1 protein-coding gene is annotated in these 1215 nt (G+C 48.9%); it reads left to right on the top strand.

From position 1 onward, the window contains the following. Nucleotides 1–318 precede the first annotated feature (318 nt). Nucleotides 319–1215, top strand: an 897-nt coding sequence (locus DDT91_RS20315) for an IS256 family transposase (RefSeq protein WP_187178038.1), incomplete at its 3' end; no start/stop codon positions are given.

Here is a 1215-nt window from a genome sequence, read left to right as displayed (position 1 = left end):
GAGAACTCATACTTTTTAACCCAAAGCAATATGGTCGCATGTGACGGTGTCCTTAGCGAACAATCAAAATAAAGGTTCATGGAGACGATCACCTTGTTCAAGGCTCTGAAACTAACCGACGAGCAAAGTTTCAATGCCACACAAAAATGAATGATTGTCAGGGGATAGGTGTATCTTTTGGGACGTGAAAGATTAACGGTAGCGTCCCGATAAGTGTGTAAGTGGTAGAAAAAGGTATTCTGGAATTTTTCGGCCCCTTCAAAGGCCTTGAAAAATTACGGAAATAACTTTTTCGGGATACCTTCACACACTTAAGCTATGAAAAAAGAAGATGCATTCAGCGAGGAGTTCCTCAAGCAGTTTAAAAACGGAGAAGAGCTTTACGCTTTTCTTGGCCAGCTCCAAAAGCGAGGCGTAGAAGCCATCCTGGAAGGAGAGATGGATAACCACCTGGGCTATGAGAAGCATGGGGAGTCCACCGGGGAAAACACCCGAAATGGACATGGTAAGAAAAAACTCCGCAACCAGTATGGAGAGACTGAAATCCAAGTTCCCAGAGACCGGAAAAGCTCTTTTGAGCCGATGCTTGTTCCCAAGCGGAAGAACATTGCCGACGGAGTGGAAACCATCATCATCTCCCTGTACGCCAAAGGAATGAGTGTCAGCGACATCGAAGAGCAGATCAAAGATCTCTACAACTTTGACATCTCCACCTCAGCCATCTCCCGGATCACTGAGCGGGTGGCTCAGGAAGTGACGATCTGGCAAAACAGACCCTTGGAATCGGTCTACTGTATTGTCTGGATGGACGGGATCGTGTTCAAAGTCCGGGAAAACTCCAAAGTCATCGACAAGACCATCTACCTGGCCGTAGGCCTGCGGACAGACGGCAAAAAAGAAGTTCTGGGACTCTGGTTGGGCAAAAACGAATCCGCCTCTTTTTGGCTAAGCGTCCTGACCGACCTGAAAGCCAGAGGAGTTGAGGACATTCTGGTCACGGCTACAGACAATCTCAAAGGCTTCACCGAGGCCATCCGAAGCGTGTTTCCACTGTCCACCAAACAGATCTGCATCGTCCACCAGATCCGGAATGCCTGCCGTTTTGTAGTCTGGAAGGACAGAAAGCCGTTCACTGCCGATATGAAGGGGATTTACACTGCCCCCAACCGGGATGCAGCACAGCTTGCTCTGGATCAGCTGGAAGGCAAGTGGGGG

It is taken from the genome of Algoriphagus sp. AK58 (assembly GCF_014324365.1).
Lineage (GTDB): Bacteria > Bacteroidota > Bacteroidia > Cytophagales > Cyclobacteriaceae > Algoriphagus.
Note: the sequence above shows the minus strand (reverse complement) of the source record. Positions and strands in the feature narration are given on the sequence as shown.